General features: G+C 72.7%; 26 protein-coding genes and 1 riboswitch. Of the genes, 11 read left to right on the top strand and 15 right to left on the bottom strand.

Annotation, left to right across the window (positions count from 1 at the left end):
• Window positions 1–111: 111 nt before the first annotated feature.
• Window positions 112–1149, bottom strand: coding sequence for a hypothetical protein (locus ASG76_RS14550; protein WP_157559133.1), 1038 nt, complete (start codon window positions 1147–1149; stop codon window positions 112–114).
• Between the two features lie 192 nt (window positions 1150–1341).
• Between ASG76_RS14550 and ASG76_RS14545 the strand changes: the two genes are divergently transcribed.
• Genes ASG76_RS14545 through ASG76_RS14535 form a run of 3 tightly spaced genes read left to right on the top strand, consistent with a single transcriptional unit; the run spans window position 1342 to window position 3844 of the window.
• Complete coding sequence (locus ASG76_RS14545) at window positions 1342–1890, top strand: DinB family protein (RefSeq protein WP_056604766.1); 549 nt, start codon at window positions 1342–1344, stop codon at window positions 1888–1890.
• Window positions 1891–1926: 36 nt separating this feature from the next.
• A complete protein-coding gene (gene dapD / locus ASG76_RS14540) occupies window positions 1927–2868 on the top strand; it encodes a 2,3,4,5-tetrahydropyridine-2,6-dicarboxylate N-succinyltransferase (protein ID WP_056604763.1) in 942 nt (313 codons plus the stop codon).
• A gap of 7 nt (window positions 2869–2875) precedes the next feature.
• Window positions 2876–3844, top strand: a complete 969-nt coding sequence (locus ASG76_RS14535; protein WP_082587568.1) for a hypothetical protein — start codon at window positions 2876–2878, stop codon at window positions 3842–3844.
• Between the two features lie 98 nt (window positions 3845–3942).
• Here the strand turns inward: ASG76_RS14535 and dapC are convergent, their stop codons facing one another.
• On the bottom strand, window positions 3943–5079 hold the full coding sequence (gene dapC, locus ASG76_RS14530) for a succinyldiaminopimelate transaminase (RefSeq protein WP_056605298.1): 1137 nt from the start codon (window positions 5077–5079) through the stop codon (window positions 3943–3945).
• Between the two features lie 11 nt (window positions 5080–5090).
• Window positions 5091–5417: a ferredoxin gene (fdxA, locus tag ASG76_RS14525; RefSeq protein WP_056604759.1), complete on the bottom strand. Its 327-nt coding sequence runs from the start codon at window positions 5415–5417 to the stop codon at window positions 5091–5093.
• Window positions 5418–5476: 59 nt separating this feature from the next.
• On the opposite strand from fdxA, the gene ASG76_RS14520 reads away from it, so the two are divergent.
• The gene (locus tag ASG76_RS14520; protein WP_082587567.1) at window positions 5477–6400 is read left to right on the top strand and encodes a GNAT family N-acetyltransferase; all 924 of its coding nucleotides are present in this window, start codon (window positions 5477–5479) and stop codon (window positions 6398–6400) included.
• On the opposite strand, the gene ASG76_RS14515 is transcribed toward ASG76_RS14520, so the two are convergent.
• The 6 genes from ASG76_RS14515 to ASG76_RS14490 form a co-directional block, all read right to left on the bottom strand.
• Window positions 6382–7353 (bottom strand): DUF389 domain-containing protein, encoded by a 972-nt coding sequence (locus ASG76_RS14515; RefSeq protein ID WP_056604753.1) that lies wholly within the window; start codon window positions 7351–7353, stop codon window positions 6382–6384. The genes ASG76_RS14520 and ASG76_RS14515 overlap by 19 nt on opposite strands.
• Before the next feature lie 4 nt (window positions 7354–7357).
• Window positions 7358–9109, bottom strand: a complete 1752-nt coding sequence (locus ASG76_RS14510; protein WP_056604750.1) for a VanW family protein — start codon at window positions 9107–9109, stop codon at window positions 7358–7360.
• 9 nt (window positions 9110–9118) lie between these two features.
• Entirely contained in the window at window positions 9119–9460 is a 342-nt protein-coding gene (locus ASG76_RS14505) for a hypothetical protein (RefSeq protein ID WP_056604748.1), read from the bottom strand.
• Between the two features lie 4 nt (window positions 9461–9464).
• Window positions 9465–10367: an N-acetyl-1-D-myo-inositol-2-amino-2-deoxy-alpha-D-glucopyranoside deacetylase gene (gene mshB / locus ASG76_RS14500; RefSeq protein WP_056604746.1), complete on the bottom strand. Its 903-nt coding sequence runs from the start codon at window positions 10365–10367 to the stop codon at window positions 9465–9467.
• A gap of 5 nt (window positions 10368–10372) precedes the next feature.
• Complete coding sequence (locus ASG76_RS14495) at window positions 10373–10666, bottom strand: hypothetical protein (protein WP_056604743.1); 294 nt, start codon at window positions 10664–10666, stop codon at window positions 10373–10375.
• 120 nt (window positions 10667–10786) lie between these two features.
• A complete protein-coding gene (locus ASG76_RS14490) occupies window positions 10787–11647 on the bottom strand; it encodes a hypothetical protein (protein ID WP_056604739.1) in 861 nt (286 codons plus the stop codon).
• A 374-nt stretch (window positions 11648–12021) separates the two neighbouring features.
• Between ASG76_RS14490 and ASG76_RS14485 the strand changes: the two genes are divergently transcribed.
• Window positions 12022–13197 (top strand): hypothetical protein, encoded by a 1176-nt coding sequence (locus ASG76_RS14485; RefSeq protein WP_056604737.1) that lies wholly within the window; start codon window positions 12022–12024, stop codon window positions 13195–13197.
• Here ASG76_RS14485 and ASG76_RS14480 read toward each other — a convergent pair.
• Both ASG76_RS14480 and ASG76_RS14475 read right to left on the bottom strand, forming a co-directional pair.
• Entirely contained in the window at window positions 13136–14269 is a 1134-nt protein-coding gene (locus ASG76_RS14480) for a family 43 glycosylhydrolase (RefSeq protein ID WP_056604733.1), read from the bottom strand. The genes ASG76_RS14485 and ASG76_RS14480 overlap by 62 nt on opposite strands.
• Window positions 14270–14296: 27 nt before the next feature.
• Window positions 14297–15583, bottom strand: coding sequence for a cytochrome P450 (locus tag ASG76_RS14475; protein WP_056604730.1), 1287 nt, complete (start codon window positions 15581–15583; stop codon window positions 14297–14299).
• A gap of 48 nt (window positions 15584–15631) precedes the next feature.
• Here ASG76_RS14475 and ASG76_RS14470 point away from each other — a divergent pair, with 48 nt between their 5' ends.
• A complete protein-coding gene (locus ASG76_RS14470) occupies window positions 15632–15976 on the top strand; it encodes a DUF3054 domain-containing protein (protein ID WP_056604728.1) in 345 nt (114 codons plus the stop codon).
• Window positions 15963–17180, top strand: a complete 1218-nt coding sequence (locus ASG76_RS14465) for an MFS transporter (RefSeq protein ID WP_200948194.1) — start codon at window positions 15963–15965, stop codon at window positions 17178–17180. Before ASG76_RS14470 ends, ASG76_RS14465 begins: the two co-directional genes overlap by 14 nt.
• A 9-nt stretch (window positions 17181–17189) precedes the next feature.
• On the opposite strand, the gene ASG76_RS14460 is transcribed toward ASG76_RS14465, so the two are convergent.
• The 4 genes from ASG76_RS14460 to ASG76_RS14445 are packed head-to-tail and all read right to left on the bottom strand — an operon-like array spanning window position 17190 to window position 20125.
• Window positions 17190–17393 (bottom strand): hypothetical protein, encoded by a 204-nt coding sequence (locus ASG76_RS14460; protein ID WP_056604718.1) that lies wholly within the window; start codon window positions 17391–17393, stop codon window positions 17190–17192.
• 28 nt (window positions 17394–17421) lie between these two features.
• A complete protein-coding gene (locus tag ASG76_RS14455; RefSeq protein ID WP_235529640.1) occupies window positions 17422–18189 on the bottom strand; it encodes an FAD:protein FMN transferase in 768 nt (255 codons plus the stop codon).
• A complete protein-coding gene (locus tag ASG76_RS14450) occupies window positions 18186–18713 on the bottom strand; it encodes an FMN-binding protein (RefSeq protein WP_056604715.1) in 528 nt (175 codons plus the stop codon). The genes ASG76_RS14455 and ASG76_RS14450 overlap by 4 nt, the downstream gene beginning before the upstream one ends.
• A 5-nt stretch (window positions 18714–18718) precedes the next feature.
• Window positions 18719–20125, bottom strand: a complete 1407-nt coding sequence (locus ASG76_RS14445) for a ferric reductase-like transmembrane domain-containing protein (RefSeq protein WP_056604712.1) — start codon at window positions 20123–20125, stop codon at window positions 18719–18721.
• 92 nt (window positions 20126–20217) lie between these two features.
• On the opposite strand from ASG76_RS14445, the gene ASG76_RS14440 reads away from it, so the two are divergent.
• The 4 genes from ASG76_RS14440 (at window position 20218) to ASG76_RS14425 (ending at window position 25813) form a co-directional block, all read left to right on the top strand.
• A complete protein-coding gene (locus tag ASG76_RS14440) occupies window positions 20218–21108 on the top strand; it encodes a carbohydrate kinase family protein (RefSeq protein ID WP_235529635.1) in 891 nt (296 codons plus the stop codon).
• Window positions 21108–22010: a pseudouridine-5'-phosphate glycosidase gene (locus tag ASG76_RS14435; RefSeq protein WP_056604709.1), complete on the top strand. Its 903-nt coding sequence runs from the start codon at window positions 21108–21110 to the stop codon at window positions 22008–22010. The genes ASG76_RS14440 and ASG76_RS14435 overlap by 1 nt, the downstream gene beginning before the upstream one ends.
• 65 nt (window positions 22011–22075) lie before the next feature.
• A riboswitch (cobalamin riboswitch) is annotated at window positions 22076–22298 on the top strand.
• A 138-nt stretch (window positions 22299–22436) separates the two neighbouring features.
• The gene (locus tag ASG76_RS14430) at window positions 22437–24794 is read left to right on the top strand and encodes a ribonucleoside-diphosphate reductase subunit alpha (protein ID WP_056604706.1); all 2358 of its coding nucleotides are present in this window, start codon (window positions 22437–22439) and stop codon (window positions 24792–24794) included.
• Window positions 24791–25813, top strand: a complete 1023-nt coding sequence (locus tag ASG76_RS14425) for a ribonucleotide-diphosphate reductase subunit beta (RefSeq protein ID WP_235529634.1) — start codon at window positions 24791–24793, stop codon at window positions 25811–25813. The genes ASG76_RS14430 and ASG76_RS14425 overlap by 4 nt, the downstream gene beginning before the upstream one ends.
• Window positions 25814–25874 lie beyond the last annotated feature (61 nt).

Raw genomic sequence — 25874 nt, 5'->3', positions numbered from 1 at the left:
CTGGCTGGGCGGGTAGTCCAGTGAGCGATGGTCGTGATCCGGGCCCCACAGCAGCCATCGCTCACTGGACTACCCCGGCCGCCGAGAGGGCCGGTCCGCATGCTCGCTCCGTCAAGCTGCCCGTCTGTAGCGGAGGTAGCGCTCCTTCTCCCCCTCAGCCAGCGCCCGTCGTTGCGCGACGGTCTCCGTCGGCGTCCACCAGGGCGGCGGGTCGAGGGACCAGCCCCGAGGTCCGTTACGCGACCGAGCGCGCCGCTGCGCCGCGACCAACCTGCGGGCCACGTCGTCGACGTCGCGCCAGTCCGTCGCGAACATCGCGACCGGTTCGAGTCCGAGATCGCGGAAGTCAGCGTCCTGCCGATTGTCCTTCGAGGCTCCTACAAGACTGAGGTGCGAGTCACCGTGGTAGAGCCCGACCAGTCCCGTCCGCGGGTCGATGAGGTCAGGGGTGCCGACATGTCTGCCGTCGAGCGTGAACACCGGGACGTTGCACCTCGGCCTGGGCAGCTCCGCCCGGCGCGTCCACACCCCGCGCATCGCGGTCTCACGCGGTGACCACGAGTTCTCCTCGGCCTCGGCCAGGGCGTCGCGGGCCTGCTGGACACCCGTGACAGGCCCGAGATGCCGCACGTACGCCGCCACCTCGGCGATGCTGACGAGGTCGGAGTAGCACGCCATGTCGAGCGCCTCGATCGCCGGACCGAGCCCATCGGCGTACCTCATCTCGAACGTCACCGAACGCACCGCGCGAGTGAGCTGGAGTCCGTCGAGCAGGACAATCTCTGCCGGGTTCAGGAACTCCTGGCTGACGGCGAACCCGGGCTGTGGGCGGACGTTGCGACGCGCCACGACCGTCACTGGCCTCTCCCGGAGTCCGTCCCACGTTCCGTCGAACCAGGCCGCACCCTGCCACTTCAGGGCGGCCCAGCCTGTGACCGCCTCGTCCGACTTCAGCACGGCCGAGGCCTCCACCGCCCGCTGCGCCGACGTCGCCGGCACGTCGGCGGGGACCCACAGCCCGCACCCCGTCGTACGCCACCTAGGACCTCGCGCCTCCCCACGTGTCGGCCCGGTCTCGCCGGTCGGGTCGGACCGCACGGGCGCAACCAGCCCGGGCCGGTTCTCGTGGAAGGGAGGAGGGACGAACACGTAAGCAGCGTCCCCGGTCCGAGCCGCTCGTACCGGTCATCCACAAGCCAGCTGGGACTCGTCCCGCCTGGGTAGTCCAGCGAGCGCTGGCTGCGACATGAGCTCCTGCGCAGCCATCCCTCACTGGACTACCGCGCCCGGAAAGCCCGAACTCACTGGACTACCCCGGCGTGAGCGCGGTTGGCTGGCCCCATGGCGGACCCCGGGTACGACGGCATGTGGCTCCCCTCCGACCAGGACCCCAGGATGGCGGACCTGGCACCGACGCGGGGGGAGCGCGAGTGCCTCGTGGGCTACCTCGAGCACTACCGCCAGACCCTCGCGCTCAAGTGCGACGGCCTCACCGCCGAGCAGCTGGCGACGAAGGCGGTGCCGCCGTCCAACATCTCGCTGCTCGGCCTGGTGCGGCACATGGCGCGGGTCGAGCAGAGCTGGTTCCGCCGGGTGATCGAGGCGCGGATGGACCTCCCACGGCTGTTCCAGGACGAGGCCGAGGACGCGGGATTCACCTTCCCCGAGGCCGACGACGACCTCGTGCGCGCCTCGCAGCAGCTGTGGCAGGACGAGATCGCCTACGCCCGCGAGGTCCTCGAGCGCACCGACCTCGACGCGGTGGTCGACGTGCACGGCGAGCCCAGCGAGGTGCGCGACATCGTCGTGCACATGATCGAGGAGTACGCGCGACACTGCGGGCACGCCGACCTCGTGCGCGAGTGCATCGACGGACGCGCCGGGCAGTAGTCCGTCCGGTGGAGTGACCTCCGTAGGCTTGGGGACGTGACTGCTGCCTCCGGCTACGGCCTGCTGACCCTGCACGGCGACACCGTCCTCGACGCGTGGTTCCCCTCCCCCGTCCTCGGCGCGACCGAGGGCGAGGCCCCGGCGGAGCTCCTCGCGCTGGCCGGCGACGACGACGCGCGCGGCGTACGCCGTGAGGTGCGCCTGGTGGAGATCGACGACCTCGCCGTCGCCCCGAGCTCCACCGAGGACGTGTGGCTGAGGCTGCACCTGCTCTCCACGCGCCTGGTGGAGCCGCACGGGCAGTCGCTCGACGGCATCTTCGGCCTGCTCGCCAACGTCGTGTGGACCTCCGCCGGCCCGTGCGCCGTCGAGGGCTTCGAGGCCACCCGCGCCCGGCTGCGCGCGGCGGGCCAGCACGTCACGGTCCTCGGGGTCGACAAGTTCCCGCGGATGACCGACTACGTCCTGCCCAGCGGCGTACGGATCGCCGACGCCGACCGCGTGCGCCTCGGCGCGCACCTCGCCGAGGGCACCACGGTGATGCACGAGGGCTTCGTCAACTTCAATGCCGGCACGCTCGGCACCTCGATGGTCGAGGGCCGCATCTCGGCCGGCGTGGTCGTCGGCGACGGCTCCGACATCGGTGGCGGCTCGTCGATCATGGGCACGCTGTCGGGTGGCGGCAAGGAGGTCGTCTCCGTCGGTGAGCGCTGCCTGCTCGGCGCCAACGCCGGCATCGGCATCTCGCTCGGCGACGACTGCGTCGTGGAGGCCGGCTGCTACGTCACGGCCGGCACCAAGGTCACCGTCACCGACATCGAGGGCAAGCCGCAGGTGGTCAAGGCGGCCACGCTCTCGGGCGTCGACAACATCCTGTTCCGCCGCAACTCGGTCAGCGGCGCCATCGAGGCCGTGCCGTGGAAGGGCGGGTCCGACGGGGCCGGCATCGCCCTCAACGCCGCGCTCCACGCCAACTAGCGCCGCCGTGCCCTCCCTGCGCTCCGCCGCCGTCGCGGTGGTGGTGGCCGCCGGCGCCGTCGCGGCGACGCTGGTGGTGCTCGACCGCGGCGGGGTGCCCTCGATCCTCGACACCACCGGGTGCACCGCGGAGGTCGACGGTCACACGGTCGAGATCGACCTCGAGCAGGCCAAGAACGCCGCGCTCATCGCGGCCGTCTCCGTCCAGCGCGGCATGCCGGCACGGGCCGCCAGCATCGCGCTGGCCACCGCCTTCCAGGAGTCCAAGCTCTACAACCTCGACTTCGGCGACCGCGACTCCGTCGGGCTGTTCCAGCAGCGGCCCTCGCAGGGCTGGGGCACGGCGAAGCAGCTGAAGGACCCGGTCTACGCCGTCAACGCGTTCTACGACGCGCTGACGAAGGTCGAGGGCTACCAGACGATGGAGATCACCGAGGCCGCGCAGGAGGTGCAGCGCTCGGCCTACCCCGAGGCCTACGCCGACCACGAGGAGGACGGTCGCGCCCTGGCCTCCGCCCTCACCGGCAACTCGCCGCGCGCGATGTGGTGCGACGTCAGCGGTGACGCCGAGGAGGCGAGCGACGACCTCGACGAGTCCGGCCTGGTGCCCCGCGCCGCCGTCGTACGACGTGACCTCGAGGCCCGCTTCGGCACCCTGTCGCTCGGCGGCTTCGAGCCCGGGGGCGTCTCGAGCGGCCACATGGAGGGATCGGCCCACTACGAGGGGCGCGCGATCGACGTCTTCTTCCGCCCGATCAACGCCGACAACACCAAGCGGGGCTGGGCGATGGCGACCTACCTGGTGGCCAACGCCGACCGCCTCGACATCAAGACGCTGATCTTCGACGACCGGATCTGGCACGCCGGGTCGCGCTCGGACGACGGGTGGACCGACTACCGGGTGCCGTCGTCCTCACGTGGCGACCGGGCGATCCTGGAGCACCGCGACCACGTGCACGTGGACGTCTTCGACTGAGGTGAGGTCTCGCCCGCCCCGAAGTCCCCGGATATCCGGGGACTTGCCCGGTTGTCACACCAGATCTGGGCCGACAAGCAGGAGACTCGGGTGCACAGTCAGCCGACGAGCCGGGCCGCGGCGGCCGCGATGCGCTCGTCGGTCGCAGTGAACGCGACCCGCACGTGCCGACGGCCGGCGGCGCCGTAGAACTCACCGGGCGCCACGAGGATGCCCTGCTCGGCGAGGTCGGACACGGTCTCCCAGCAGTCCTGGTCGCGCGTGGCCCAGAGGTAGAGCGAGGCCTCGGAGTGGTCGATGCGGAAGCCGGCCGACTCGAGGGCGTCCTTGAGGACCGTGCGGCGCGCGGCGTAGAGCGCGTGCTGCCGCTCGACGTGGGCGTCGTCGTCGAGCGCGGCGATCATCGCGCGCTGCTGCGGCGCGGGCATCTGCAGGCCGAGGTTCTTGCGGACCGCGAGCAGCTCGCCCACGATCGCGGGGTCGCCGGCGACGAAGGCGCAGCGGTAGCCCGCGAGGTTGGAGCGCTTCGACAGCGAGTGGACCGCCAGCAGGCCCTCGTGGGAGCCGCCGTTGACCCGGGGGTCGAGGACCGACAGCGGCGCCTCGCCCTCCCACGCGCACTCGACGTAGCACTCGTCGGAGACCAGGACCGTGCCGCGCTCGCGGCACCAGTCGACCACCTTGCGCAGGTGGTCGAGCGGGAGCACCCGGCCGCTCGGGTTGGCGGGGCTGTTGATCCACAGCAGCCGCGGCGTGCGCGGGCCGAACGCGGTCAGCGAGTCGGTCGCGAGGCTCTCCGCACCCGCCAGGGCCGCGCCGACCTCGTACGTCGGGTAGGCCAGGGCGGGGTAGCCGATCAGGTCGCCCGCGCCGATGCCCAGGTGCACCGCCATCGAGCCGATCAGCTCCTTGGAGCCGATCACCGGCAGCACGCCGTCGAGCCCCAGCCCGCTCACCCCGTGGCGGCGCTCCAGCCAGCTGATCGCCGCGCGGCGGGTCGCCTCGAGGCCGATCGTGGTGGGGTAGCCCGGCGCGTCGGAGGCGTCACGCAGCGCCTGCTGCACGACCTCCGGCGTGGGGTCGACGGGGGTGCCGACCGACAGGTCGCACACCCCGTCGGGATGGCTGCGCGCCGTGGCGGCGTACGCCGTGAGCTTGTCCCAGGGGAAGTCCGGGAGCCGGCCGGAGACCTTCCGGTGGTCTCGTGACGGCCGCTGGGCGACCTCCTCGACCAGCGGAAGGTCGGTCACTCGTCGTGCTCCTGCGGGGGCAGCGCGGCGACGAGCTCGTGGTCCTTGTCGATGACGCCCATCTTGGCGGCGCCGCCGGGCGAGCCGAGGTCGTCGAAGAAGTGCACGTTGGCGTCGTAGTAGCCCTTCCACTCCTCCGGGGTGTCGTCCTCGTAGAAGATCGCCTCGACCGGGCAGACCGGCTCGCAGGCACCGCAGTCGACGCACTCGTCAGGGTGGATGTAGAGCATCCGCTTGCCCTCGTAGATGCAGTCGACGGGGCACTCGTCGACGCACGCGCGGTCCTTGAGGTCGACGCACGGCTGGGCGATGACGTAGGTCACCAGGTCCTCCTACAAGACGCATGGGTGGGGCGAGCGGACGCCACTCTAGTATCCCGCGCATGGCCGAGGAGCGGGGACACCACCCATCGGACCCGCGGGTGGGCAGCCACGGCCTCGGGCCCCACGTCGTCGGCCAGCGGGTCGTCGTGCGGCACCTGCTCCCCGACGGTCGCGCCACCGACGTCCTGGGCACCTGTACGTCGTGGGGCGCGGACTCCCTCACGATCGAGCGCGACGGCCCACCTGACCGGGCCGGCCCGGTCGTGGTGGCCCTGGCCGACGTCGTCACCGGCAAGCCCGTGCCGCCCCGCGCGTCGGTGCGGGCGCGGGTCAGCGCCCGCGAGGTCGAGCTGCACTCCTTCGCCGACTGGGCCGAGGTGGCGCGCGAGCCACTGGGCGAGTGGGTCGTGCGCAGCTCGCCGCCCATCGGCGGCCGGCTGCTCAAGCGGGGCAACTCAGCGCTCGCGATGGGCGACCCGGGCGTGCCGCTCGCCGAGGCGTCCGCGCACGTGCGGGCGGCGTACGCGCGGCTGGAGCGGGTGGCGCTGGCGCAGGTCGAGCGCGACGGCGAGGTGGAGCGCGGCCTCCGCGCCCTGGGGTGGGAGCCCTTCGGCACCGGCGACTCCGAGACGATGCTCGCGCCGCTCGCCCAGGTCGTACGCCGTCTCCCTCCGCCGCCGGACGACGTCGAGGCCGACGAGTCCCCGACGCGCGTGACGGTCCGGCTGCCCCACGGCGCGGGTGGCGGCGAGGCGTCGCTCGACGGCGACTGGCTGTGCCTGCACTCGCTGCACGTGCGTCCCGAGGACCGTCGTCGCGGGCTGGCGACCGGCGTCGTCGCCGAGCTCCTCGACTGGGGTGCCGCGCGGGGCGCGCGGACCGCCTGGCTGCACGTGGAGGGCGACAACACCGCGGCTCGCGCGCTCTACGACCGGCTCGGGTTCCGCACCCACCACCTCAACCGCTACCTCGTCGCGCGCTGATCCCCGCGGCTGAACAGCCGCTGGGCAGCAGTGAGCGTGCGCACCCACAGCAGCCGCTGCAACGCCAGCACGAGCACGCCGGCGACCACCATCCCGGCGATGTTGAGACCGAGCTGGGCGAGCGAGCCGCGCGCCTCCGACGGCGCCCACACGCCGATCGCGAGGGCGAGGTTGCCCACCGCGGGGATCGTCGTCACCGAGATGAACACCCCGACCATCGCGTTGGCCCGCGCGGTGGTCAGCGCGAGCACGCCGGCCGCACCCGCGATCAGCGCGACGATGAACGACCACCGGTCCGGGTGCCAGATGAAGCCCGTCTGCGGGCGTGCCCGGGTGACCATGTCGGCGCTGATGAGACCGGCCGACGAGGCCACCAGGCTGAGCAGCGCGACCACCACGACCGAGATGACCGCGCCGCTGACGAGCAGGCGCAGCGCGCGCGTGGTCAGCCCCGGTCGCCACAGGACGAGCCCGGTCGCGACGGCCGCGACGGTGCCGAACTCCGGCCCGACGACCATCGCCCCGATGACCAGCACGGCCGAGTCGGTGATGACCGCGACCGCGGCCAGGAGCGTCGCGAGGACGAAGAAGAGGTAGTAGGACACCGTCGGCCGGCTGGCGTCGTAGCACTGCTCCACGACGCTCTCCCAGATGACCGCGTCGTCGGGGTCGCCGGGCGCGGCGTGCTCGAGCCGCCGGGCGGCGGCGAACGGCGTCGAGGTGGGGGTGGTGACCACGATGCCGCCGGTCTCGTGCAGGCCCAGCCTGCGCAGGCGGCCGATGAGCTCGCCGGCCAGCTCGCGCGCCACGTCGCACTCGACCAGGTCGCCGACCGGTGACAGCGACGCGCCGGGGTGGACGGTGAGGTTGGCCGAGCGGTCCTCGTGGCGCAGGAGGTCGACGACGTCGTTGCTCAGCTCGCTCGGCACCGTGAGGCGCAGGTGGACCAGCACGGCGTTACTCGTCCACCGCGTCGGGGTTGGTGCAGATCACCGTGTCACTCGGGGTGTAGGTCGTGTGGAAGACCTCGTCCTCGCGCGACCCGGTGTTGTCCCCGACCGGCTCGAAGGAGCGCACCACGTCGATGTCGAAGCCGCCGAAGCCCTCGTTGGGGTGACACTTCAGGTCGTCGATGCGACGGACCTTCGCCTGGGTGAGGTTGTAGCGCTCCCCGGTGCTGGTGGTGATGTTCCACCACTTCGTCGACCACATCGACACCGTCACGGCGCCCGAGGAGGTCGGCGTCGAGTCGGTGAAGGAGGTGTCGATGAGCACGCCGTAGGGGGTGTCGTTGCGGAAGCGCAGGTCCACCGCGCCCCAGGCGACGGTCGCCTCCCGGCCGATCGGGTAGCGGTCGATGTAGAACGAGTGCGGCTTGTGCTCGACGTCCTCGAGGCCGGCGAAGAACATCGCGTTGAAGGTCGTCGTGGCCATCTGGGAGACGCCGCCGCCGAGGTCCTGGACGAGGATGCCGTCGTTGATGATGTAGCCCTTGGTGAAGCCGTTCTCCTCGGTGCGCTCACCGACGACGCCGTTGAGGGAGAAGGTCTCACCCGGCTTGAGCAGGGTGCCGTCGACGAGCTCGGCGGCACGGCCGATGTTGGTGTTGCGGTACTCCGCGTAGGGGAAGTACGTCGTGAAGGTCGAGACCTGCTCGCGGACGCGGAGCGCGCGGGCGTCCTTGGTGGTGAAGTCGGGCTCGGCGACTTTCGCAGTCAGCTCGAGCCGGCGCTCGCCCTGCGGCTGCGCGACGACGTCGAGGAAGCCGGCCTCGAGCTCGGCGGGGTCGAACGTCACGCCCGGCCTGGCCGGCACGACCTGCGGGCGGCCCCCGACGAGGGCGATGGTCGCGTCGACCGGGGCGCCGCTGGTCACCTTCGAGCCCACGACGTCGGCGAGGACGGCCGCGTCGAGGGTGGGGACGAGCTCGCCGTCGGCGGGCACGAGCGAGAGGGCGGCGGTGTAGTCGGCGGGGAAGACCTTCACCTCCGAGCCCTCGAAGGCGAGGGTGACCGGGGCAGCGACGGCCGGGGAGGCGAAGCCGTCGAGCGCCTCCTGGACGTCGCTTGCGTCGATGGCCGGCACCACGTCCGCGGTCTCGAGCGCCACGACGTCGGGCGTCTCGGCCAGGAAGGCGTCCTGCACCGCGGCCAGGGTGTCGCTCGGGTCCAGCGCCTGCCCGGTGCGCGCCTTCGTCGTACGGATCTCGATGCCGTCGAAGGCGACCGCGCCGTCGCGGGCAGGCGTGCCGTGCTCGGCGTCGAGCTCGGCGACGTAGGCGTTGAAAGCGGCGTCGTCGACGACGACCTCGGCCTCGAGGTCGTCACCGCCGGTGAAGTAGTCCCACAGGCGCGCGGGGTCCCAGGTGCGCTCGCCGCCGGCCTCCGCGACCGAGGCGTCGTAGTCGACCGACAGCCCCAGCCGGGCCGGGTCGAGGGCGACCGGCTGGCCGTCGATGGTGGTCGAGATGTCGCGCTGGACCTGCTCGGCGAGCCCGGCCTGCAGGCGCTGCGCGGCCTCGCCCTGCGGGTGCCCGCCGATCCGCACCCCCGACACGGTGGTGTTGCGCGGCACCCTGTCGCCGGCGACCTCGTGGGCGGCGACGTACAACCCGCCGAAGAGCACCACCAGGCCCAGCAGGAGCCAGAAGACGACCTTCGCGCCCGCCTTGTCGCGGGGCTGGTCCGGGCGCGGCGGGTTCTTCGGCACGCGGCGAGTTTAGGTGGCCGGGTCGCCAACTCCCGGATCCCCGGCGCGTCTGCGCCGCGACGCCACCGTCGCGAGCGACGCGAGCAGCAGCACCGCCGACCCGGCCAGGAACGACCAGCCCGTCGCGTCGGCGCCGATCAGGAACCCGCCCGCCGGACGCTCCAGCGCCCCGCGCAGCACCGGCACCCACCAGCCCAGCGCGAAGGCGACGCGACCCGTGCCGGGCGGCAGCCAGGCGAGCACGACGACACCCGTGGCGAGGGCGAGCGCGAGGCCCCACCAGCGCTGGTGGAGCACCGTCCCGGCAGCGCCGGAGAGCACCCCGACGACCAGCGTCAGCACGACCTTCATCGACTCACAGACCTGCGAAGAGGTCGTCCTCGAAGCCGTCGGCGTCGGTCGGGCCGGGGGTGCCCTTGACCAGCCGGTAGAACTCGTCGGACCACCACGAGTGCCCGCTCTCGGCGCCCGCGAAGAAGTGGCCGTCCTGCTCGACCTGGGTCGCGTGCTTGCGCAGCGCGTCCATCTTGCGCTGGACCGTGGCGCTGCCGTCGACGCGGGCGCTGATCAGCTCGTCGGGGGTGACGAACGGCGGGAGCTTGCCGTCGGGCTCCATGCCCTTGAACGTCTCGGTGTCGCCCGACTCACGCAGCTGACGCAGGCTCTCGCGCATCCGCGACTCGCTCATCGCCGTCCAGTAGATCTTCGCGATGTCGTGCGGCTCGCCGAGCTCGAGCTTGTAGGACGGCGCGGCCGCGAGCTGGGCGGCGTACATCGCGACGCGGTGGGCCTGGATGTGGTCGGGGTGGCCGTAGCCGCCGAACTGGTCGTAGGTGACGAGCACCTGCGGGCGCACCTCGCGGATCACCTTCACCAGCTCGTCGGCTGCCTCGTTGAGGTCGGCGCTCCAGAAGGCGTTGTCCGGGATCGTCTCGGCCGCGACGGCGTGACCCTCTTCGTGCCACGCCATGCCCGAGTCGTGGAAGCGGCCGTAGCCGCCGAGGAAGCGGTGGTCGGTGACCCCGATGACCGCCATCGCCTCGTCGAGCTCGCCGCGGCGGTGGTCGCCCAGGCCACCCTTCTCGTCGTACGCCAGGTGCGCGAGGTCGGGCACGAGCACCTCGCCCATCTCGCCGGCGGTGCACGTCACGAGCGTGACCCCGACGCCCTCGTCGACGTAGCGCGCCATCGTGGCGCCGTTGTTGATGCACTCGTCGTCGGGGTGGGCGTGCACGAGCAGGATGCGGCGATCGGTCATGTACCTCAGCCTAGGTCGGGGCGCTTGACGGTCCTCGGCGCCGTCGGCAGGTCCAACGGCGCGAGCGGGGTCGTGTGTTCCCCGGCGTCGTCGTCGCCCTCGTCGAGCCACCCATCATGGGTGTCGACGAGCACCTCGAGCATGAAGGCCGGCGCGTCGCTGACCACCGCCCACGGGTGGTCCTCGTCGTCGTCCTCCCCCGCCAGCCGCTCGCGCTCGAGCGCGGCCTCGAAGCCGTCGGCGCGCAGCCGCGCCACGACCGCCTGCGCGTCGGTCTCGTCGAAGAAGATCGCCCTCACGGGGTCATTGTCCACGGTGGCTGGGCTGTCCTCCCTCCCTCGCGATAGTCCGCATCAAAAGGCTTGTGCCTTCAGCCCAGGGACAAGTCAGTTGATACGGACTACCCCGAGATCACAGCGTCAGAGCCCCCGGGCGGCCGCCCAGGCCGCCCACCACGCGGGCGGGTCCAGCGTCCAGAGTCGATCGGCCGGAGCACGGAACAGCGACCGGTCACGGGCAGCATGCATGCGTTTCTCGACCAGGTCACGATCGCCCAGGTCTCCACCGACCACCTCGAAGCACTCGAGGCCGACGTCCCGCAGGGCCTGCTCGCGTGCCACGTCCCTGCGATGCCGGTCACCGTCCTTGTGCTCGGAGCCCTGGTACTCGCCGACGCACCCGGCTTCGGGATCGAGCAGGTCCACGATCGCGACCAGCCTGCCTGCGCGGTCGAAGACCGGCACGTTGCACCGGGGCCGCCCGAGCTCGGCGTCCAGCAACCAGATGAGCGCCATCCCCACCTCGGGTCTCGACCAACATCCGAACCCCGCGAGCGCCGCCGCCTCGCGCGCGAGAGCGATGCCGGTCCACGGGTTCCGGGGAGCGACGTAGGCAGCGAACTCCGTGAAGCCGATGAGCCCAGCCGCCGCGGCGACCTCGATGTCAGCGATCGCCTGGCGCAGCCTGCCGTGACGGCGGACCTCGTCGAACAGTGCCCGCTCCGCCGTCGCCACCCAGATCCCCTCCACGAGCTCCCGCTCGCACTCCGCGAGCTGAGCGCGGCTGACCAGCACACTGGGGTCCGGGCGGAGCAGCGCGCCGCCCGTCACGATGGGGACCGGGGCGAGCCCGCCGGCACCCCGCCCTTCGAGACCGTCGAAGTAGGCAGCCCCCCGGAACCGCAGGGCCGCCCACCCGGTCACCGCACCGTGGGCACCGATCCGGTGCCCTTGCTCGAGGATGTGCTGGTGGATGCATTCGCGGTCGGTGGACGCCGGCACATAGCGTCCCGGTGACGTACGCCGCCACCGCGGCCCGGCCACCTGGTTGCGGGTCGGTCCGTCCTTGCCCTGGGGGTCGAGCCGCACCGGTGCCAGCAGTCCGCTCGGGCGCTCCTCCCAGGCGTGGGGTCTTCGTCGGTCCATGGAGTCCATCGCACGGAGGCCCACCGACGTTGACGGTCAGCGTCGGCAGCATCCTGTGGACGACACGTACCGAGCCGGGCCTGTGGACGGCTGGCGGCCCCTGACCGCCATCGACCTCGCGGTAGTCCGCATCAAGAAGCTTCCTCCACGTGGTCATCGACAAGTCGTTTGATGCGGACTACCCCGAAGGGGGACGGGGGGACAGCCGCGCCGTGGCTAGGGTCGAGGACATGCAGCCAGCCGGAGAGCCCGACCCCACGGCCGACCCCGCAGCCGCGCCCCCGGCCGGGACGGCCGCGTCGCAGGTCGCGTCGGAGGCGGCGTACGTCGAAGGGGTGCACCTGCGGCGCACCGACGAGAACGTCCGTGAGATCGAGGCGCTCGCAGCGGTGCTGGGTGACCCGGCCGGGCTCAGCGGGCTGCTGGGCGACCTCAAGTGGCCGCTGCGACGCTCCCGGGCGCCGCGCCTGCTGGGGCGCGCGGTGCGCGAGGCGTGGCGCTGGGACGCCTACGACGAGCGCGACGTGCAGTGGTATCCCCAGGGCATCTCGACCAGCGCGGACGCCTCCGACGCCGAGGTCGTCGACGGGCGTCGGGTGGTCGTCGCGACGTGGTACTCGACGGGCCGCGACGGGGTGAAGCGCGGCTCGCGGGTCACCTTCGCCGACCTCGACTCCGGCCGCTACCGTCACGTGCTGCTGGTCTCGCCGGTGCTCGACGAGACCGGCACGCTCGTCCTCAGGCCGTTGAACGTCCACGCCGGGGGCATCGTGTGGGCGGGGCCCTACCTCCACGTCGCGGCCACCGGGCGCGGCTTCGTGACCGCGCGCGTCGACGACATCATGCGCGTGCCCGGCGACGACGACCACCCCGACGAGCTCGGCCTCGACGGCACCCGGCTGCACGCCTTCGGCCACCGCTACGTCCTCCCGGTGCGCTCGACCCACAAGGCCTTCACCGACGAGGGCCACGAGAAGCTGCGCTACTCCTTCATGTCGCTCGACCGGCACTCCGACCCGCCGGCGCTCGTCGCCGGCGAGTACGCCGCGAGCGCGAGCGCCACCACCCGACTGGCTCGCTACCCCCTCGACCCCGCGACGGGGGAGCTGGCCACGGGCGACGACGGGTTCTCGCGACCGCTGGCCCTCGACGACGGCGGGGTGCGGCAGATGCAGGGCGCGGTGCTCGCGGCCGGCCGCTTCCACGTCACGGTCTCGCACGGGCCGTGGATGCCGGGCTCGGTGTGGTCCGGGCAGCCGGGCTCGATGACGGAGCGACGCTGGGCGCTGCCGATGGGCCCGGAGGACCTGAGCTACTGGCCCTCGACCGACCGCCTGTGGTCGGTCACCGAGCACCCCCGGCGACGGTGGATCGTGTCGATGGACCGGGCCTGGTTCGACCGCTGAGGCGCGGGTCGCCGGCAGGCGCTCCGCGCGGGTCGAGCCACCCGGCGACGACGGGCAGGCCGCCCACCCAGTCGAGCTGGGCGGCGTACATCGCTCGGTGGCCGCGCGCCGCGGGCTTGTGGTCCCACTTGCCCGTGCCGGTGCACGGCAGCGAGGTCCCGCGGCAGGTCCACCCGTGCAGGAACGCCAGCGTGCGCCCGTCGGGCAGGTCGACGAGGTCGGCGCCGCCCGGGCCGCACAGGCCCGTCGTCGCGGTGTCGAGCAGCGTCCCGGTCTCGGCGAGCGACCAGTCGAGCAGGCTGGTCGAGCGCAGCCAGCGGGTGCGGTAGCCGCAGCGGGTCCAGTCGCCCTCCGAGGCCAGCAGGACGTATCCCTCGGGCCGCTGCGCCAGCACCGGGTTCTCCAGCACGCCGGCCGAGCGGACGAGCTCCACGCTCGACGCGCCGGTCCGCACCGACTGCCCGTCGCGGGCCAGCGCCACGATCCGCACGGTCGCGGGCCGGCGGTCGGTCTTGTAGAGCAGGTACGTCGACCCGTCGGCGTCGCGGAACCACGACGGGTCGATGACGCCGGCGCGCGGCAGCGTGGGGTCGCGCGGCAGGAGCGGGTCCTGCGCGGTCGGCGTCGCGGCGTAGGACGGGCACACCAGCGGCGCGCTGCCGACCGGCCGGAACGGGCCGCGGGCCGAGGTCGAGCGGGCCACGCCGATGCAGCGGCCGTGCTCCCCCATGCCCTTCACGGGGGTGGCGAAGTAGAGCAGCCAGTGCCCGCGCACGCGCGCCACGTCGACCGCCCAGACCCCGCCCTCGCGCGACCACGACGGCCGGTGCGCCAGCAGGCTGCCGCCGCGTCGCCACGGACCGTCGGCGCTGCGCGACCAGGCGTGGGGCACGCGGTCGCCCGTGGCGTAGGCCACCAGGCCGCCGGGCGTCGAGACGACCGCCGGGTCGGGGAAGTCGACGTCGAGCACCGGGCGCGGGACGTCGGTCCGGGCCAGCGCCGGGCCCGAGACGGCGAGGACGCAGGCGGTCACGAGCAGCACGAGCAGGCGCGCTGCTCCCCGGATCGGCACCGGTGGACCGTACCTGCTCCTCCGCGCTCAGGGACGCAAGGTCGCCGGGAGCGTCTCGAAGCCGCGCAGGATGCGGGTCTCGCGGCGGCGTGCGCCCGCCTCGAGCCGCAGGTCGGGGAAGCGGTCCCAGATCGCGCGCAGCCCGACCTCGCCCTCCATCCGCGCCAGCTGGGCGCCGAGGCAGTGGTGGCGCCCGGCCGAGAAGGAGATGTGGTCGCGGGCGTTGGGGCGCGCGACGTCGAAGCGGAGCGGGTCGGGGAAGACCTCGGGGTCGCGGTTGGCGCCGGCGAGGACGGCGGTCACCATCGAGCCCGCGCGCACCGGCTGCCCGGCGAGCTCGGTGTCGCGTGCCGCCATCCGCCCGGTCAGCAGCACCGGCGGGTCGAGCCGCAGCGCCTCCTCGACGACGTTGGGCCACAGCGCCGGGTCGGCCACCACGCGAGCGCGCTCGTCGGGGTGGTCGTGCAGGAGCGCGATGCCGTTGCCGAGGAGGTTGACGGTGGTCTCGAAGCCGGCGGCCAGCACGAGCCCGGCGGTGGCCTTGAGCTCGGACTCGCTGAGCCCCTGCCCCTCCTCGCGCACCGCGACCAGCTGGCCGAGCAGGTGCTCGGCGGGCTCGCGACGCAGGTCGTCGAGGTGGTGCCCGAGCCAGGCGTCGAACTGCGCGAGGGCCCGCGAGACCGCGCGGTAGCGCCGGTAGCCCAGCCCGAGGTCGAGGCTCGGCGCCGCGGCGGAGCCGAACTCCAGCACCCGCCCGCGCTCGGCCTCCGGCACCCCGAGGATCTCCGCGATCACGGTGACCGGCAGCTGCGCGCAGTAGGCCTCGACGAGGTCGACCGGGCCGTCCGCGCGCGCCTCGAGCGAGTCGAGCAGGCCGGCGGCGATCTCCTCGGTGCGCTCGCGCAGCCGCTCGACGGCGCGCATGGTGAACACCCGCGTGACGAGCTTGCGGTAGCGCGTGTGGTCGGGCGGCTCGGTGACGAGCAGCGAGGGCGGCTCCACCGGGTGCAACGTGGTGGGCGCCGCCCAGCGCGACACCCGGCCCAGCGGTCCCTGCGCGGTCGGCAGGCCGGTGCGGAAGTCGTCGCTGGTGAGCACGTGGCGTACGACGTCGTGGCTGGTGGCGACGTGGCCGATCCGCGAGCGGTAGAGCGGCCCGCGCGACCGGATCTCCTCGACCAGGTCGAACACGTCGTCGGTGCCGCGCGAGCCCACCCGGATCATGCGGGCCTGCAGGTCGCCCTGCGCGGCCGCCCGCCGCAGGAAGATGGTGGGCAGGCCGTGCGCCACGCCCCAGTGGACCGTCGACCTCATGCACCGAGCCTAGCCACGCCCATCAGGGCGCTCCCTAGGCTGATCGTCATGTGGCTGCTGGTCGACCTCCTGCTCGTCGGTGTCTTCGCGGTCGTGGGCCGTCTCAGCCACTACGGCTCCCTGAGCCTGGGCGGCTGGTGGACCACCGCCTGGCCGTTCCTGGCCGGGGCGCTCCTCGCCTGGGCCGTGCTGGCCGTGACGCGGCGGCCGCCGGGTGCCGTGACGTCCGGGGTCGTGGTCTGGCTGGGCGCCCTCGTCGGGGGCATGCTGCTGCGGCAGGTCAGCGGCCAGGGCACCGCGACGCCCTTCGTCGTGGTGGCGACCCTCGTCCTCGGGGCGCTGCTGGTGCTGCCCCGAGCCGTGCCTAGAGTCGGTGCACGTGCCCGACGCTGACGCCCGCCCCACCCGTTCCAGCCGCTCCTCCGCGGTCGGCTACGGCGTCCTGCTCGCCGCCGTCGTGCTGGTCTCGATCAACCTCCGCCCGGGCGCGTCCTCCCCGGGGCCGGTGCTGCAGGAGGTGCGCGACGGCCTCGGCATGAGCGCCGGTGTCGCCGGCGCGATGACCGGGCTGCCGGGCCTGTGCTTCGGCCTGGTCGGCGCGCTGGCCGTCGGCTTCGCGCGCCGGGTGGGCATGACCGCCGCCGTCGCGACCGGGCTCGCCGCCGCGGCAGCCGGGCTGCTGCTGCGGGTGACGACCGACAGCGTGCCGCTCTTCCTCCTCCTCACCGTGCTGGCACTCGCGGGCATGGCCGTGGGCAACGTCGTCGTCCCGGCGTGGATCAAGGCGCACGGGCACACCGTCGTGCTGATGACCGTCTACGGCACCGGCCTCGTCGTCGGCGGCACTCTCGGCTCGCTCGCCACCGCCCCGGTGAGCGAGGCGAGCGGCTCGTGGCGCGCCGGGCTCGGCATGTGGGGCCTGCTGCTGCTCCTCGCCGTGCCCGTGTGGGGCTGGGTCGCGTGGCGCGAGCACCGCTCGCCGAGCGAGCACAGCGTCAGCAGCGGACCGGCGCCCACCGGGCGGATCGCGCACTCCCCCACCGCGGTCGCGCTGACGGTGCTCTTCGGGGTGCAGTCGATGCACGCCTACGTCCAGTTCGGGTGGCTGCCGCAGATCTACCGCGACGCCGGCATCTCCGCCTCCTCGGCCGGCGCGCTGCAGGCGCTGCTCTCCAGCGTCGGCATCGTCGGCGCGCTCGTCATGCCGACCGTCATCGCGCGCAGCCGCGGCCTGCATGCCTGGATGGTGACCTTCGGCGTGATGCTCGCGCTCGGCTACACCGGCCTGCTCGTCGCACCCGCCACCGTGCCGTGGCTCTGGGCGCTGATGCTCGGCCTCTCCGGCCTCGCCTTCCCGACCGCCATCGCGCTCATCACCGCCCGCACCCGCCACCCGTCGGTCACCGCGCAGCTGTCCGGCTTCGTCCAGCCCGTCGGCTACGCGCTCGCGGCGATCGGGCCCTTCCTCGTCGGCCTGCTCCACGACGCGACGGGCGGGTGGTCGCTGGTGATCGTGCTGCTCGCGCTCACCTCGGTGCCGCTGACCCTCGCCGGGCTGCGCGTGGCCTCACCGACGTACGTCGACGACGAGATCTGAGCGGGCCGCTCAGTCGTTGCGGCCGCGACCGCCGAGGCGGTGGTGGATCGTCACCGGCGCCTCGCCGAGGTGACCGGTGCCGGTCCCGGGCCGGGTGCGACGCGCCCCCATCCCCGGTCGGGTGAGGTCCTCCCAGTCACGCCGCCTCTGGCGTTCGCTGAGCACCAGCACGACGAGCACGACCACACCGATGACGATCCCCGTGACGACCATGCCGAGGACGCTACGCCCGCGACGCGCCTCACGCCACGGTCTCGGCGCGCCCGTCGGCCCACACCACGAGCCCCGTGCGCAGCCGCGACCGGAGCCAGGCGGGGCCGTCGACGCCCAGCGCGAGCGCGATGGTGGCGTCGATGTCGACGCTCGTCAGGTCGGCACCGACGACGGTCACCGACGCCAGCGCGCCGGCCGCCTCTCCCGAGCGGGCGTCCACGACGTGCTCGCCGCGGTGCGCCGAGCCCGAGGTGGCGACGGCGCCGCGGTGCACCGGCACGGTGGCCACCAACCGCGAGGGGTCGCGAGGGTCCTCGATGCCGATGCTCCACGGCTCGCCACCGGGGTCGGCGACGTGGCAGACCATGTCGCCACCTGCGGAGAGGCACACGTCGGTGCCCTCCAGCGCGAGCAGCGGCACCACGGCCCGGTCGACCGCCCAGCCCTTCACGACGCCGCTGGGGTCGAGCCGGCGTACGCCGTCCGCGTCGGGCCGCCAGATGTCGAACGCGCCGCCCGACGAGGCGCGTGCGGCCTCGCCCAGCGCGATCACCTCGGCCACGGCGGGGTCGCAGTCCTCGACCGCGAGCTCGCCCCGGCCGAGCCGCGAGACCTGGCTGGCGGTGCGCCAGGTGCTGAAGACCGCGTCGACCCAGCGCAGCTCGGCCAGCGCGGCCTGCCACGCCTCCTCGGCCTCTGCCGAGTGCGCGAGCCGCCCGCGCAGGGCGAGGCTGACCGGCATCCCCATCACGTGCTCGACGCGCCGGGCGACGTCGGCGCCTGCAGCGGTGGTCACAGCCCCGCCTGGTCGATCGCGCTCTGCAGCGACTGCAGGTAGCCCTGGCTGGTGTAGGTGGCCCCGCTGACCATCGAGACGTTGTGGCCCTGGGAGTCGAGGGTGTCCTGGATCAGCTGCGGCAGGGCGTAGTTGGCGATCTGGATGTCGGTGCCGTTGCCGTTGGGGTACTGCAGGATCGTGACGTTGGTGATGGTCGAGCCCTTCACGTCGAGCTGGACCTGGACGGGCCCCCACTGGGTCCGCGCGGTGTCGCCCGTGACGGTCCTGCTGGAGCCGTTGGAGCCGTTGGAGCCGCTGGACCCGTTCGAGCCGTTCGAGCCGTTCGAGCCGTTCGGCGGCGCGCTGCCGCCCGTCGTCGTACCGCCGCCGGACGTGGTGCCCGAGGTCGACTGTCCCTGCAGCGAGCCGGAGAAGGTGCCCCCCGTGCTCGTGGCCATGGTCGAGGAGGTGGAGGTGTGGTAGCCGAAGAGGACCACCACGGCGGAGAGGGTGCTCAGCACCCAGAGGACGATGCGTTTCACGGGTCTCACCAGCCGAAGTTCTCGAGATGGATGTGGTGCTCGGGCACCCCGGCCGCGCGGAGGTCGCGCAGCACGAGGTCGGTCCAGACGCGGGGCCCGCAGAGGTAGACGTCGCGCTCCGCGACATCCGGGACCCAGGAGGTCAGGGCGGCCAGGTCAGTGGGTGCGTCGACACCGCTGCCCAGCCATGAGTCGGGGCCGCGTCGGCGACCGGGCAGGCCCCACACGACCAGACCGCGGTGCTGCGCAAGGGCGTTGAGCTCGTCGACGAAGAGCGGTGCGGCCGACGTGCGGTAGAGCAGCATCGCCTCGCCGGGGGCGTAGTCGAGGCCCTCGGCCAGCGCGCGCAGCGGGGTGATGCCGACGCCGGCACCGATCATCAGCACCTTGTGGCGGCCGCGGGCTCGCGGGCTGAGCCGGCCGTACGGTCCCTCGACCCAGGCGCGGGAGCCGACCGTCAGGCCGGCCGCCGCCCCGCTGCCGTCGCCGACGTCCTGGACGGTGATCCGCAGGGAGCGGCCGTCGGGGGCGGCCGACAGGGAGTAGGGGTTGGCGCGGGACCAGCCGGGTCGGCCGTGGAAGCGCCAGGTGAAGAACTGGCCCGCTTCGACGGGCAGTCGGTGGAGGTCGCGTCCCGTGAAGTGCACGGACACGATGCCGTCCCCCTCGGGGACCACGGCGGCCACCCGGAGGTCGTGGCGCACGTTGCGCCAGACCGGCAACGCGACCCGCCACACCAGCACGCCGGCGGCGGCGAGGCCCCAGGACGTCCACCAGAACACCTGGCGTCCGGTTGAGGACGTGAAGTCCGTGCCGGTCCAGAGCTGGTGCGGGATGGCGAGGCCGACACCGAGGTAGGCGTAGAGGTGCAGGAGGTGCCACGACTCGTAACGCAGCTTGCGCCGGGCCGCACGGACGCTCGTCACGACGACCATCACCAGGCACAGCGTGGCCGCCGTGGCGAGCAGCATGCCCGGATAGTTGACGACCAGGTCCCACAGGGTGCGCGGGGTCGAGGTCAGCGAGCCGCCGGCGTAGCCCCACGTGATGGTGACGAGGTGGGCGAGCATCAGGTTGAAGGAGGAGAAGCCGACAATGCGGTGCAGCCGGGCGAGCTCGTCCTGGCCGAAGGCACGCTCGAGCACCGGCACGCGTGCCATCAGCAGGACCTGTGCGAGCAGCAGCACGGCGGACGTGAGGCCGGTGATGCGGCCGACGGACTGCAGCCCGGTGGCCCACCCGCCGAGCTGGCCGATGCCGCCGCCGGTGACCCACCACCAGGTGACGAGCAGCAGCGAGAGCCACAGCGTGCTGCCGGCGGCGAGGCGGACGCCCGCGTCACGGCGGGCACGGGCACCGAGTCGTCGTACGTCGCGGGCGGTCGCCGGCGCCGGTTCGTGGAGGAGGGTCATGGCTCGAGCGTGCCGATGGCTGCTGGCACTGCGGTGGGAGCCACCTGTGCGGTTCCTGTGAAGGCTGCCGAGCGCTCTGTCAGGATCTGCGCGTGCAGCAGTGGGTGGTGGTCGTCGGCGGGACCAACATGGACGTCGTCGCGCGGTCCTCCGCGCCTCTCGTGCCCGCCACCAGCAACCCCGGCCACACCCGGATCTCCCCCGGCGGCGTCGGTCGCAACATCGCCGCCTGCCTCGGGCTGCTGGGCGCGCCCGTGCGGCTCGTGTCGGCGGTCGGCGACGACGCCTTCGGCGCCGAGGCACTGCGGGTGACGGCGGAGTGCGGGGCCGACGTGTCGGCCGTACGCCGCGTGCCGGGCGCGACGGGCACCTACACCGCGGTGCTCGACGACCGCGGTGAGCTCGTGGCCGCGGTGTCCGACATGGCCACGGTCGACGCGCTGGAGCTCGAGACCGTCCACCTCACCGACGCCGCGCTGGTCGTGCTCGACGGCAACCTCGCGCCCGCGCAGGCCGCCCGCGTGGTCGCCGCGGCCGCCGCCTCGCGCGTGCCGCTGGCCTTCGAGCCCGTGTCGGTCGCCAAGGCGGCGCGGCTCGCCGACCTCGTGCACGACCTCTTCCTCGTCACGCCCAACACCGACGAGCTCGCCGCCCTCACCGGCCGCCGGCCCGCGGCGTGGCGGGAGTCGGTCACCGACCTCCACGACCGCGGCGTGGAGCACGTCTGGGTGCGCCACGGCGCCGACGGGTCGTGGATGTGCAGCCGCGGCGCCGCGCCCGTCCACCTCCCGGCGGTCGCGGCCGAGGTGGTCGACGTCACCGGCGCGGGTGACGCGATGCTCGCCGCCTGGGTCGCCGCCTGGTTGCGCGGCGCCGACCCGGTCGCCGCGGCCCGCCGGGGCCACCTCGCCGCTGCCGCCACGATCGCTTGTCCCCACACCGTGCGGCCGGACCTGGCCGAGGCCCTGAAGGAGAACCGCTGATGCTGCACGTCACCGACGAGGTCCGGGACGCGATCGCTTCCGGGCAGCCCGTCGTCGCCCTGGAGAGCACGATCATCAGCCACGGCATGCCCTACCCGCAGAACGTCGAGATGGCGCGCACGGTCGAGGGCATCGTGCGCGACGGCGGCGCGGTGCCGGCGACCATCGCCGTGCTGCGCGGCCGGCCGACGATCGGGCTGTCGGCCGACGACCTCGAGCTGCTCGCCTCCGACGAGTCCGTCCTCAAGGTCTCCATCCGCGACCTGCCCTACGTCGTCTCGCGCGGCCTGCACGGCGCGACGACCGTGGCCTCGACGATGCGGCTGGCGGCCCTCGCCGGCATCGACGTCTTCGTGACCGGCGGGCTCGGCGGGGTGCACCGCGGCGCGGAGACGTCGTACGACGTGTCGGCCGACCTCACCGAGCTCTCGACCACCTCGGTGGCGGTGGTCTGCGCCGGCGTCAAGAGCATCCTCGACATCGGCCTGACGCTCGAGAAGCTCGAGACCCTCGGCGTGCCCGTGCTGGGCTACGGCACCGACGAGTTCCCGTCGTTCTACTCGCGCTCGTCGGGCTTCGGCGCGCCGATGCGCGTCGACTCCCCCGCCGAGGTCGCCGCGCTGATGCGCGCCAAGTGGGACCTCGGGCTCGAGGGCGGCGTGGTCGTCGCCAACCCGATCCCGGCCGAGTCGGAGATCCCGGCCGACGAGATCGGCGCGATCATCGACCGCGCGCTCGCTAACATGGACGCCCTCGGCATCCGCGGCAAGGACGCCACGCCCTACCTGCTCGGGCGCATCGTGGAGATCACGTCCGGGGAGTCGTTGCGGGCCAACATCGCGCTGGTCGAGCACAACGCGCGGCTCGGCGCGGCGATCGCGACGGCGTACGCCGCCGGCTGAGCCCGACCGGCGCAGCAACACGCCGACACAAGATCTGGTCCCCCACTTCACGACAAGCCCTACATATGGTGGTGCACGCAGCTGGTTCGGCGCGCCACCCAGGCGCGTCGAGGCAAGAGGGAACCCGGTGTGAGTCCGGGACTGCCCCGCAGCGGTGAGTGGGAACGACAGCCGTCACACAGCACTGGACCGGGAGGTCTGGGAAGCGACGGCCAGTAGGGGTCGAACGGATCAGTCCGTGAGGCGCGCCCACGAGTCCGAAGACCTGCCAGCGCACCGCACCCGACCGGGTGCGGTGGTCCGAGGCCTCGTGGGAAGGCCGGTGGGCACGTACGTCGCACGCGTCGGCACCTGCCGGCAGCGAGCGTCGTCCTTCGCTCCCCTCCCCGCGACCCCGGACCCCGTCCGTCTCGCGAGGAGAGAGAAGTGACCATCACCGAGTCACAGGTGCGCACGACCATGCAGGTGCGCAAGAGGAACGGCGACAGCGAGCCTGTCGACGTCAACAAGATCGTCCGGGCCGTCGACCGGGTCAGTGCCGATCTGGCCGACGTCGACCCGATGCGCGTCGCGACCCGCACGATCAGTGGGCTCTACGACGGCGCCACCACCGCCGAGCTGGACCGGCTGTCGATCCAGACGGCCGCGGAGATGATCGGCGAGGAGCCGCAGTACAGCCGGCTCGCCGCACGCCTGCTGGCGGGCTACGTCGACAAGGAGGTGCGCAACCAGGGCGTGATGTCGTTCAGCCAGTCGGTGGCGCTCGGCCACGCCGAGGGCCTGATCGGCGACGACACCGCGCGCTTCGTCAAGGACAACGCCCGCAAGCTCGACGTCGCCGTCGACCTCGACGGCGACCGGCGCTTCGAGTACTTCGGGCTGCGCACGGTCTACGACCGCTACCTCCTGCGCCACCCCTCGAGCCGCCTGGTCGTCGAGACCCCGCAGTACTTCCTGCTCCGCGTCGCGTGCGGGCTGGCGCAGAGCCCGGGCGAGGCCATCGAGTTCTACCGGCTGATGTCGTCGCTGGCCTACCTGCCGAGCAGCCCGACGCTCTTCAACTCCGGCACCCGCCACACGCAGATGTCGTCGTGCTACCTCGTCGACTCGCCCGTCGACGACCTCGACTCCATCTACAGCCGCTACGCCCAGGTCGCGAAGCTGTCGAAGTTCGCCGGCGGCATCGGCATCGCCTTCTCACGGGTCCGCTCGCGCGGCGCCCTGATCCGCGGCACCAACGGCCAGTCCAACGGGATCGTGCCCTTCCTGCGCACCCTCGACGCGTCGGTCTCGGCGGTCAACCAGGGCGGGCGCCGCAAGGGCGCGGCGTGCGTCTACCTCGAGCCGTGGCACCCCGACGTCGAGGAGTTCCTCGAGCTGCGCGACAACACCGGCGAGGACGCCCGTCGCACGCACAACCTCAACCTGGCCCACTGGATCCCCGACGAGTTCATGCGCCGCGTCGAGGCCGACGCCGAGTGGTCGCTGATCGACCCCGACCAGGCTCCCGAGCTGCCCGACCTGTGGGGGGAGGCGTTCGACGAGGCCTACCGTCGCGCGGAGACCGACGGCCGCTACGTCCGCAAGGTCAGGGCGCGCGAGCTCTACGGCCGGATGATGCGCACGCTGGCCCAGACGGGCAACGGGTGGATGACCTTCAAGGACGCCTCCAACCGCACGTGCAACCAGACCCGGGACACCCCGGGCGGTCCCGTCGTGCACCTGTCCAACCTCTGCACCGAGATCATCGAGGTCTCCTCCGACGGCGAGACCGCCGTGTGCAACCTCGGATCGATCAACCTCGCCCAGCACCTGGCACCCGACGGCATCGACTGGGACAAGCTGCGCGCCACCGTGCGCACGGCCGTGCCGCTGCTCGACCGGGTGATCGACATCAACTACTACCCGAGCACCGAGGCGGCCGCGTCCAACCCGCGCTGGCGCCCGGTCGGACTGGGCCTGATGGGGCTGCAGGACGCGTTCTTCGCGCTGCGGCTGCCCTTCGACTCCCCCGAGGCGCGCGAGCTCTCGACCCGGGTGCAGGAGGAGGTCTACCTGACGGCGCTCGAGGTCTCGGTCGACCTTGCTCGACGCCACGGCCCGCACCCGGCGTACGCCGAGACGCGCGCTGCTGCCGGTGTGCTCCAGCCGGACCACTGGGACGTGACGCCCACCCAGACCGAGCGGTGGGCCCGGGTGCGCGCCGACATCGCCGAGCACGGGCTGCGCAACTCCCTCCTGGTCGCGATCGCGCCGACGGCGACCATCGCCTCGATCGCAGGCTGCTACGAGTGCATCGAGCCGCAGGTGTCCAACCTGTTCAAGCGCGAGACGCTGTCGGGCGAGTTCCTCCAGGTCAACGCCGCACTCACCCGCGAGCTCAAGGCGCGCGGCCTCTGGAACGCCGAGGTCCGCGAGGCCATCAAGCGGGCGGAGGGGTCGGTGCAGGGCGTGACGCAGCTGCCGGACGAGGTCCGCGAGCTCTACCGGACCGCCTGGGAGCTGCCGCAGCGCGCGCTGATCGACATGGCGGCCGAGCGCTCGGCGTACGTCGACCAGAGCCAGTCGCTCAACCTCTTCATCGCCGGGCCGTCGATCGGCAAGCTCTCCTCGATGTACCTCCACGCGTGGAAGGCCGGCCTCAAGACGACGTACTACCTGCGCTCGCGTCCCGCGACGCGGATCCAGCAGACGACGGTCTCCGTCGTCCCCACCACCATCTCCGACGACGAGGCGCTCGCCTGCTCGCTGGAGAACCCCGAGAACTGCGAGGCCTGCCAGTGACCACCACGAACGTCAAGACCCAGATGTTGCTCGACCCCGGGATGAACCTCACCCTGCGGCCGATGCGCTACCCGCACTTCTACGACCGCTACCGCGACGCGATCAAGAACACCTGGACGGTCGAGGAGGTCGACCTGCACTCCGACCTCAAGGACCTCCAGCGGCTCAGCGACGCCGAGCGGCACCTCGTCTCGCGGCTGGTCGCCTTCTTCGCGACCGGCGACACGATCGTGGCCAACAACCTGGTGCTCAACCTCTACCAGCACATCAACTCGCCCGAGGGCCGGCTCTACCTCTCGCGGCAGCTGTTCGAGGAGGCGGTGCACGTGCAGTTCTACCTCACCCTGCTCGACACCTACGTCCCCGACGAGACCGAGCGGCACGAGGCGTTCGCAGCGGTTGACAACATCGCCTCCATCAAGGCCAAGGCCGACTTCTGCTTCCGGTGGATCGACTCGGTCTTCGACCTCGACGCGCTGGAGACCCGCGAGCACCGGCGGAAGTTCCTGCTCAACCTGATCTGCTTCGCCGCGGTCATCGAGGGGCTGTTCTTCTACGGCGCCTTCGCCTACGTCTACTTCCTGCGCTCGCGCGGCTTCCTCAACGGCCTGGCGTCCGGCACCAACTGGGTCTTCCGCGACGAGTCGATGCACATGGCGTTCGCCTTCGACGTCGTCGACACCGTGCGCGAGGAGGAGCCGGAGCTCTTCGACGAGCAGATGGCCGCAGACGTCCGGCAGATGCTCGTCGACGGCGTGGACGCGGAGGCGCAGTTCGCCGAGGACCTGCTCGGCGGCGGCGTCGCCGGGCTCTCGACCACCGACATGCGCTCCTACCTCGAGTACGTCGCCGACCGCCGGATGGAGCGGCTCGGGCTGCCGGTGATCTACGGCTCGAGGAACCCGCTGGCCTTCATGGAGCTGCAGGACGTGCAGGAGCTGTCCAACTTCTTCGAGCGCAAGGTCTCGGCCTACCAGGTCGGGGTGACGGGCGCGGTCGGGTTCGACGAGGACTTCTGAGCACCGCACGTGCGGCGGTCGTGGACCTCGTTCCGGTCTTTCGGGGGCCACCTCCGCCGCA

This window comes from Nocardioides sp. Soil774 (assembly GCF_001428125.1).
Taxonomy (GTDB): Bacteria; Actinomycetota; Actinomycetes; order Propionibacteriales; family Nocardioidaceae; genus Nocardioides.
This window is presented reverse-complemented; position numbering and strand designations above follow the sequence as displayed.